Raw genomic sequence first — 8,680 nt, 5'->3', positions numbered from 1 at the left:
AAGACGTGTTCTCGATCTCGGGTCGCGGTACCGTTGTAACCGGTCGTATCGAGCGCGGCATCATCAAAGTCGGCGAAGAGATCGAAATCGTTGGTATCACCGATACCGTCAAAACGACTTGCACCGGCGTGGAAATGTTCCGCAAACTGCTGGACCAGGGTCAAGCAGGCGATAACGTTGGTCTGCTGCTGCGCGGCACCAAGCGTGAAGACGTGCAACGTGGTCAAGTTCTGGCAAAGCCAGGCTCGATCAAGCCGCACAACCACTTCACCGGCGAGATCTATGTTCTGTCGAAAGACGAAGGCGGCCGTCATACGCCATTCTTCAATAACTATCGTCCACAGTTCTACTTCCGTACGACTGACGTGACCGGTTCGATCGAACTGCCGGCAGACAAAGAAATGGTCATGCCAGGCGATAACGTGTCGATCACCGTCAAGCTGATCAACCCGATCGCGATGGAAGAAGGTCTGCGCTTCGCTATCCGCGAAGGTGGTCGTACCGTTGGTGCAGGTGTTGTTGCAAAAATCATTGCATAAGGAAAAGTTATACTTCCACCCGGGGTGTCCTGGGTGGTAGAATAGCACTCCTCGAAAGTTTTACGTAGGGACGTAGCTCAATTGGCAGAGCGTCGGTCTCCAAAACCGAAGGTTGGGGGTTCGATGCCCTCCGTCCCTGCCACCGTCAAGGTGCAGGGCACCGAAAGTAGAAAAATGTCAAATCAATCCGTGCAAACCGTTAGCACGTCGAGTGACAAGATAAAAGTCGCATTGGCGATAGCCGCAGCGATTGCAGGAGTAGTCGGGTTTTATTACCTGGCAGGCCAACCAGCTCTGGTGCGTGCAAGCGCGCTTGTGGCTGGTTTGGTTATTGCTGTTGCGCTCTTGTATGTCTCGACGACCGGCCGTGAATTCCTCAATTTCGCCAAAGAAGCCGTACGCGAAACCAAGAAGGTGGTCTGGCCTACCCGCAAAGAAGCCACGCAGATTACCGCGATCGTGTTTGCCTTTGTGCTGGTCATGGCGATTTTCCTGTGGGGCACGGATAAATTGCTTGAGTTTCTGTTGTATGACGTAATTCTGGGTTGGAAAAAATAATGAGCGAAAACGTGCAAGACGATGCAGCAGAGCAAGCTCCGGCAGCAGATGCTGGTGCTCCGCTGAGCGTGCCGGTCAGCAGCAAGCGCTGGTACGTGGTGCATGCTTATTCCGGCATGGAAAAAAGCGTCATGCGCGCGCTGACCGAGCGTATCGAACGCGCGGGCATGCAAGACCAGTTCGGCCAGATCCTGGTGCCGATCGAAGAAGTAGTTGAAGTCAAGAATGGTGTGAAGTCGGTCACCGAACGTCGTTTCTATCCTGGCTATGTGCTGGTTGAAATGGAAATGACGGACGAAAGCTGGCACCTGGTCAAGAACACCAGCAAGGTTACCGGTTTCATTGGTGGCAAATCGAACAAGCCGACGCCGATCTCTGCGCGCGAAATCGATGCCATCATGCGCCAGATGCAGGAAGGTGTTGAAAAGCCCCGTCCGAAGACCTTGTACGAAGTGGGCGAGCAAGTGCGTATCAAGGATGGTCCGTTCACCGACTTCAACGGCAATGTCGAAGAAGTCAACTACGAGAAATCGAAAGTGCGCGTCTCGGTCACCATTTTTGGTCGTGCAACGCCAGTCGAACTCGAATTCGGCCAGGTCGAAAAAGTATAAAACAGCAGCAAGCGCCACCAGGAGCGTCGCGGTAGTAAAAGCGAAATCCGGTCAGAGGAGCCCCGCCAGGATCGTATCGGCGGGGCGCTACTACTCAATCCAAGATAGGAGCCATCATGGCAAAGAAAATCATTGGTTTTATCAAGCTGCAAGTGCCAGCTGGTAAAGCAAACCCATCCCCACCAATCGGTCCAGCTCTGGGTCAACGCGGTCTGAACATCATGGAATTCTGCAAAGCATTCAATGCGCAGACCCAAGGTCTGGAACCAGGCATGCCGATCCCTGTCGTGATCACCGCGTTTGCTGACAAGTCGTTCACCTTCGTGATGAAGACGCCACCAGCAACCTACCTGATCAAAAAAGCTGCAGCGATCACCAAAGGTTCGCCGAAGCCACATACCGACAAAGTCGGTACGCTGACCCGCGCACAAGCTGAAGAAATCGCTAAATTGAAAACCCCTGATCTGACCGCTGCCGACATGGATGCTGCTGTACGCACCATCGCTGGTTCCGCACGTTCGATCGGTATCACGGTGGAAGGTGTTGTATAATGGCTAAGTTGACCAAACGTATCAAGGCTCTGAAAGCCAAAGTAGACCGTACCAAGTCGTACGAGTTCGACAGCGCTGTCGCTCTGATCAAAGAGTGCGCAACGGCCAAGTTCAATGAATCGATCGACGTATCGGTACAACTGGGTGTTGATCCTAAGAAATCGGACCAAGTAGTACGTGGTTCCGTCGTGCTGCCAGCTGGCACCGGCAAAACCGTACGCGTGGCTGTATTCGCGTCGGGCGACAAAGCTGAAGCTGCCAAAGCAGCCGGCGCCGACATCGTTGGTATGGAAGACCTGGCCGAGCAGATCAAAGCCGGCGACATGCCTTTCGACATCGTTATCGCTTCGCCAGATACCATGCGTATCGTTGGTACCCTGGGTCAGATCCTGGGCCCACGCGGCATGATGCCTAACCCGAAAGTCGGCACTGTTACCCCTGACGTCGCTACCGCCGTGAAAAACGCGAAAGCCGGTCAAGTTCAGTACCGTACCGACAAAGCCGGTATCATCCACGCGACCATCGGCCGCAAATCGTTCGCTGACGCAGATCTGAAATCGAATCTGGTGGCACTGATCGACGCGCTGAACAAAGCCAAGCCAGCAACCAGCAAAGGTGTTTACCTGCGCAAGGTTTCGCTGTCGTCGACCATGGGCGCTGGCGTCCGTGTTGACCAGGCCAGCCTGGCAGCTTAAGTAAAGAATCAAGTCCTGTAGCGCCTTCGGACGCTGCAGGCGCATCTTTGGGCTGTCGGTGAGGTGTTCGCATCTTGCCGGCAGACAATCAAAGACCGTTGGGCCGACCGTGACAGCATGTACGGAAGGTTAATGGATTGTTCGGCAACGAACAATGCCCAACGCAGATGGTGTACCCGAACAAGTTTTGTAGTCCTCATGCTGCGTGAGTTCATCCGCTCAGTTTAGTACTTCTTGACTTCGGACGCCGTGTTCGAACCGATGCAAGGTGCTCAATCACTCGATTGAGATTGCCGAACATCATTTAAGGAGGTTGACCGTGAGTCTCAATCTGAATGACAAAAAGGCCGTCGTCGCCGAAGTTTCCGCACAAGTAGCAACTGCGCAAACGATCGTCGTGGCCGAATATCGTGGCATCCAGGTTGGTCACTTGACGCAACTGCGTGCTAAAGCGCGTGCCCAAGGCGTGTACCTGCGTGTGTTGAAAAACACTCTGGCTCGTCGCTCCGTTGAAGGTACCGCATTCGCCAGCCTGGCAGATGCCATGACCGGCCCGCTGATCTACTCGATCTCGGCCGATGCCGTTGCAGCAGCTAAAGTCATCGCTGACTTTGCTAAAACCAACGACAAACTGGTTATCAAAGCAGGTAACTACGCAGGCAAGCCGCTGGATACAGCTGGCGTCGCTGCGTTGGCGAGCATTCCTAGCCGTGAAGTCCTCATTTCGCAGTTGTTGGGCGTTATGCTGGCTCCGGTTTCGGGCTTTGCACGTGGTCTGGCTGCCCTGGCAGCGAAAAAAGGCGAAGGCGCCGAAGCTCCTGCAGAAGCAGCAGCAGAAGAAGCCCCAGCAGCCGCTTAATTGCGCGCGCTTTTTTCTCTCAGTACCAATCTGATGTAACTAACGTAATAAATTTAGGAGTTTCAAAATGGCAATTAGCAAAGACGATATCCTGGAAGCAGTTAGCGCCATGTCCGTAATGGACCTGAACGACCTGGTCAAAGCTTTCGAAGAAAAATTCGGCGTGTCGGCAGCAGCAATGGCTGCTCCAGCAGCCGGCGGCGCAGCAGCAGGCGCAGCAGTTGAAGAGCAAACCGAGTTCAACGTTGTTCTGGACACCTTCGGCGCAAACAAAGTTGGCGTCATTAAAGCAGTTCGCGAAATCACCGGCCTGGGCTTGAAAGAAGCTAAAGACCTGGTCGATGGCGCACCAAAAACTGTGAAAGAAGGCGTTTCGAAAGCCGACGCTGAAGCAGCACAGAAGAAACTGGTAGAAGCCGGCGCAACCGCTTCGATCAAGTAATATCTGTACTGGCGTCAGTTAGCGCCCGAGTCAAAGTCCTGGATTCCTCCTTGCAAAGGGGGGAATCCGGCTTTGGCTCCTTTGTCGTCTGTAATGCATTTGTAGCAGTTTTGTTCGATTCAAGCCGGAAAGCAGAGCCTTGAGGTTTCGTCTGTGTCACACGCAGCGTATGCAAACGAACACTTGCAAAACCTGAATTTTCTATCCTTTCTGTCACTCACGGAGTGTCCATGCACTACTCATTTACTGAGAAGAAACGCATTCGCAAATCATTCGCGAAGCGCGCCAACGTTCACCACGTTCCGTTCCTGCTGGCGACCCAGCTCGAGTCTTATCATAGCTTCTTGCAAGAGGACATCGCACCGTCCGGCCGCAAGAATGATGGCCTGCAGTCGGCTTTCACCTCGATTTTCCCTATCGTTTCGCACAATGGTTTTGCGCGTCTCGAGTTCTTGTCGTACGTTCTGGGCGATCCAGCCTTTGACGTCAAAGAATGTCAACAACGTGGCCTGACGTTCGCGTCGCCGCTGCGCGCGAAAGTGCGCCTGGTGATCCTGGACAAGGAATCGCCAACCAAGCCAGTGGTCAAAGAAATGAAAGAGCAGGAAGTCTACATGGGCGAACTGCCGCTCATGACGACCACCGGTTCGTTCGTGATCAATGGTACCGAGCGTGTGATCGTTTCTCAGTTGCATCGTTCGCCTGGCGTTTTCTTCGAGCACGACCGCGGCAAGACCCACTCGTCGGGCAAGCTGCTGTTCTCCGCGCGTATCATTCCTTACCGCGGTTCGTGGCTGGACTTCGAGTTTGACCCGAAAGACATCCTGTTCTTCCGCGTCGACCGTCGCCGCAAGATGCCTGTGACGATTTTGCTCAAAGCCATCGGCATGTCGCATGAGCAGATCCTGGCCAACTTCTTTGTGTTCGACAACTTCAACCTGCGTTCGGAAGGCGCGGAGATGGAATTCGTCTCCGAGCGTCTGCGCGGCGAAGTGGCGCGCTTTGACATCGTCAGCAAAGACGGCAAGACCCTGGTGCAGAAAGACAAGCGTATCAACGCCAAGCATGTGCGTGATATCGAAGCTGCCGGCATCAAGCACATTTCCGTACCGGAAGACTACCTGCTGGGCCGCGTATTGGCGAAAAACATCGTCGACGGCGACACCGGCGAAGTGGTGGCCTCGGCCAACGACGAGCTGACCGAAGACCTGCTGGGCCGCCTGCGCGACGCCAGCATCACCGAAATCCAGACCCTGTACACCAACGATCTGGACCAGGGTGCGTACATCTCGCAAACCCTGCGCATCGACGACACCGCCGACCAGATGGCTGCGCGCGTGGCGATCTATCGCATGATGCGTCCTGGCGAACCGCCAACGGAAGATTCGGTCGAAGCGCTGTTCAACGGCCTGTTCTACAACTCGGACCGCTACGACCTGTCGGCCGTGGGCCGCATGAAGTTCAACCGCCGCATTGGCCGCGATGAACTGACCGGCGCCATGACGCTGTCGAACGAAGACGTGCTGGCCGTGATCAAGATCCTGGTGGAACTGCGCAATGGCCGCGGCGAAGTCGACGATATCGATCACCTGGGTAACCGTCGCGTACGCTGCGTGGGCGAACTGGCAGAAAATCAATTCCGCGCCGGCCTGGTGCGTGTTGAGCGCGCCGTGAAAGAGCGTCTGGGTCAGGCTGAAGCCGATAACCTGATGCCGCACGACCTGATCAACAGCAAGCCGATTTCGGCCGCGATCCGTGAATTCTTCGGCTCGTCCCAGCTGTCGCAGTTTATGGACCAGACCAACCCGCTGTCGGAAATCACCCACAAGCGCCGTGTTTCCGCTCTGGGCCCTGGCGGTCTGACGCGCGAACGCGCCGGCTTCGAGGTGCGCGACGTGCATCCGACTCACTACGGCCGCGTCTGCCCGATTGAAACGCCTGAGGGACCGAACATTGGTCTGATCAACTCGCTGGCTCTGTACGCCCGCCTGAATGAATACGGCTTCCTGGAAACCCCGTACCGCAAGGTCGAAGGCTCCAAGATCACCGACCAGATCGATTACCTGTCGGCCATCGAAGAAGGTCGCTACATCATCGCTCAGGCGAACGCGACCATCAACGACGAAGGCATGCTGAGCGACGAGCTGGTCTCGGCCCGTGAAGCTGGCGAAACCATTCTGGTCTCGCCAGAGCGCATCCAGTACATGGACGTGGCGCCAGGCCAGATCGTTTCCGTTGCGGCTTCGCTGATTCCGTTCCTCGAACACGATGATGCGAACCGTGCATTGATGGGCGCCAACATGCAACGCCAGGCTGTACCTTGCCTGCGTCCTGAAAAAGCGCTGGTCGGTACCGGTATCGAACGCACCGTGGCAGTCGACTCGGGCACCACCGTGCAGGCACTGCGTGGCGGTATCGTCGATTACATCGATGCGGGCCGTGTGGTGATTCGTGTCAACGATGACGAAGCGCAAGCTGGCGAAGTCGGCGTGGACATCTACAACCTGATCAAGTACACCCGTTCGAACCAGAACACCAACATCAACCAGCGTCCTATCGTGCAGGTTGGTGACCGCGTCGCCAAGCGCGACGTGATCGCCGACGGCGCATCGACCGACCTGGGCGAGCTTGCTCTGGGCCAGAACATGACCGTGGCCTTCATGCCATGGAATGGTCTGAACTTCGAAGATTCGATCCTGATCTCGGAAAACGTCGTGAAAGACGACCGCTACACCTCGATTCACATCGAAGAGTTGTCGGTTGTTGCACGCGATACCAAGCTGGGCGCCGAAGAAATCACGCGCGACATCTCGAACCTGGCTGAAAACCAGCTGGCACGTCTGGATGAGTCGGGCATCGTCTACATCGGCGCTGAAGTGCAGGCTGGCGACACGCTGGTCGGTAAAGTGACGCCAAAAGGCGAGACCCAGCTGACGCCGGAAGAAAAACTGCTGCGCGCCATTTTCGGCGAAAAAGCATCGGACGTGAAAGACACCTCGCTGCGCGTGCCTTCGGGCATGATCGGCACCGTCATCGACGTGCAGGTGTTTACCCGTGAAGGAATCGTGCGCGACAAACGCGCTCAGCAAATTATCGATGACGAACTGAAACGCTTCCGTCTGGACCTGAACGACCAGATGCGTATCGTTGAAGGCGATGCCTTCCAGCGTCTGGAAAAAATGCTGATCGGCAAAGTTGTCAACGGTGGCCCTAAAAAGCTGTCGAAAGGCGCCAAGATCACCAAGGAATACCTGGACGATCTGGACAAGTACCACTGGTTCGACATCCGCCCGGCCGACGACGATGCAGCCGTAGCACTCGAAGCGATCAAGGAATCGATCAACGAGAAGCGTCACCAGTTTGACCTGGCCTTCGAAGAGAAGCGCAAGAAGCTGACGCAAGGCGATGAGCTGCAACCTGGCGTGCAAAAAATGGTCAAGGTGTACCTGGCCGTGAAACGCCGCCTGCAGTCGGGCGACAAGATGGCGGGTCGCCACGGTAACAAGGGTGTGGTTTCCCGTATTGTTCCTGTGGAAGACATGCCATACATGGCTGACGGTACGCCGGCAGACGTGGTGCTGAACCCGCTGGGTGTGCCTTCGCGCATGAACGTCGGTCAGATTCTCGAGACTCACCTGGGCTGGGCTGCCAAGGGTCTGGGTATCCGCATCGGCGAAATGCTGAAAGCGCAAACCAAGGTCGAGCAAGTACGCAAGTACCTGACCACGATCTACAACGACAACGGCCGTGCCGAAGAGCTCGACAAGTTCGACGACGAAGAGATCATGAAGCTGGCGAACAACCTGAAAAAAGGTGTGCCGTTCGCTACGCCAGTGTTTGACGGCGCCAACGAAGCCGAGATTCGCCGCATGCTGGACCTGGCGTATCCGGACGACATCGCCACCAACCTGGGCATGACCGCGTCGAAAAACCAGGTGACCATGTATGACGGTCGCACCGGTGAAGCGTTCGAGCGCAAGGTTACTGTCGGCGTGATGCACATGCTCAAACTGCATCACTTGGTTGATGACAAGATGCATGCCCGTTCGACCGGTCCGTACTCGCTGGTAACGCAACAGCCACTGGGCGGTAAAGCCCAGTTCGGTGGTCAGCGCTTCGGTGAGATGGAGGTGTGGGCACTGGAAGCATACGGCGCATCGTATGTGCTGCAAGAGATGTTGACCGTCAAGTCCGATGACGTGAATGGCCGTACCAAAGTGTACGAAAACCTCGTCAAGGGCGACCATGTGATCGAAGCGGGCATGCCTGAATCGTTCAACGTGCTGGTCAAGGAAATCCGTTCGCTGGGTATCGATATCGACCTCGAACGCAACTAAAAGACAACCTCTGTCATTTGGTTTGGGAAACACAAAGCCCGGCTGGGAAACCATGCCGGGCAATGTAGTCTCAGGAATATAGAAATTT

Annotated in this window: 8 protein-coding genes and 1 tRNA gene; all 9 read left to right on the top strand. The window is 55.6% G+C overall.

Annotated features, from left to right (window positions below; genetic code table 11):
• Positions 1 to 539: EF-Tu C-terminal domain-related protein (locus GCM43_RS24690; protein WP_152248523.1), on the top strand; the 539-nt coding region annotated here is incomplete at its 5' end.
• Between the two features lie 66 nt (positions 540 to 605).
• Positions 606 to 681, top strand: a tRNA-Trp gene (locus GCM43_RS24685).
• 32 nt (positions 682 to 713) lie between these two features.
• On the top strand, positions 714 to 1,097 hold the full coding sequence (gene secE / locus GCM43_RS24680; protein WP_152248528.1) for a preprotein translocase subunit SecE: 384 nt from the start codon (positions 714 to 716) through the stop codon (positions 1,095 to 1,097).
• On the top strand, positions 1,097 to 1,708 hold the full coding sequence (gene nusG, locus GCM43_RS24675) for a transcription termination/antitermination protein NusG (RefSeq protein WP_152248522.1): 612 nt from the start codon (positions 1,097 to 1,099) through the stop codon (positions 1,706 to 1,708). The genes secE and nusG overlap by 1 nt, the downstream gene beginning before the upstream one ends.
• A 116-nt stretch (positions 1,709 to 1,824) precedes the next feature.
• Positions 1,825 to 2,259 (top strand): 50S ribosomal protein L11, encoded by a 435-nt coding sequence (gene rplK, locus GCM43_RS24670; RefSeq protein ID WP_034753131.1) that lies wholly within the window; start codon positions 1,825 to 1,827, stop codon positions 2,257 to 2,259.
• A complete protein-coding gene (rplA, locus tag GCM43_RS24665) occupies positions 2,259 to 2,954 on the top strand; it encodes a 50S ribosomal protein L1 (RefSeq protein WP_152248521.1) in 696 nt (231 codons plus the stop codon). Before rplK ends, rplA begins: the two co-directional genes overlap by 1 nt.
• 319 nt (positions 2,955 to 3,273) lie before the next feature.
• Positions 3,274 to 3,813: a 50S ribosomal protein L10 gene (gene rplJ / locus GCM43_RS24660; protein WP_152248520.1), complete on the top strand. Its 540-nt coding sequence runs from the start codon at positions 3,274 to 3,276 to the stop codon at positions 3,811 to 3,813.
• A 67-nt stretch (positions 3,814 to 3,880) separates the two neighbouring features.
• Complete coding sequence (rplL, locus tag GCM43_RS24655; protein WP_076565137.1) at positions 3,881 to 4,255, top strand: 50S ribosomal protein L7/L12; 375 nt, start codon at positions 3,881 to 3,883, stop codon at positions 4,253 to 4,255.
• A 230-nt stretch (positions 4,256 to 4,485) separates the two neighbouring features.
• Positions 4,486 to 8,592: a DNA-directed RNA polymerase subunit beta gene (rpoB, locus tag GCM43_RS24650; protein ID WP_152248519.1), complete on the top strand. Its 4,107-nt coding sequence runs from the start codon at positions 4,486 to 4,488 to the stop codon at positions 8,590 to 8,592.
• The last annotated feature ends 88 nt before the right edge of the window (positions 8,593 to 8,680 follow it).

The sequence above is a fragment of the Janthinobacterium aquaticum genome (assembly GCF_009208565.1).
Lineage (GTDB): Bacteria > Pseudomonadota > Gammaproteobacteria > Burkholderiales > Burkholderiaceae_D > Janthinobacterium.
This window is presented reverse-complemented; position numbering and strand designations above follow the sequence as displayed.